1 protein-coding gene is annotated in these 354 nt (G+C 72.3%); it reads left to right on the forward strand.

Annotated elements, in window-relative coordinates; all coding sequences use genetic code 11:
• Positions 1-61 precede the first annotated feature (61 nt).
• Positions 62-354: phage minor capsid protein (locus A6R74_RS06160; RefSeq protein ID WP_240488179.1), on the forward strand; the 293-nt coding region annotated here is incomplete at its 3' end.

Below are 354 nucleotides of genomic sequence, written 5' to 3' on the forward strand. Positions count from 1 at the left end.
CCTGGTCGTCGTCAGCGACGCCCCCCGAGAGTGCCCCGTGTGCGCTCCGTGGGAACGCCAGGTGCTGACGATCAGCGGGCCCACAGGGGCGCGCACGGTCGAGGCCGAGCACCCAGTCGAGCACGGCCGCATGGTGACCGTCCGCGTCGCGGGCAGCCTCGACGAGGCCCGCACCCGCGGGTTGCAGCACCCGAATTGCCGCCACGCCGTGAGCATGTACTCACCCGGCCTGACCCAGACCGAGCAGGCCACCAGCGACCCGGACGGATACGCCGCCGGCCAGCGTCAGCGCCAGATCGACCGGACCATACGGAAGTGGAAGCGCCGCGAAGCCGCCGCCCGTGATACCGTCCA

It is taken from the genome of Halomonas sp. ALS9, from assembly GCF_001651035.1.
GTDB lineage: Bacteria > Pseudomonadota > Gammaproteobacteria > Pseudomonadales > Halomonadaceae > Vreelandella.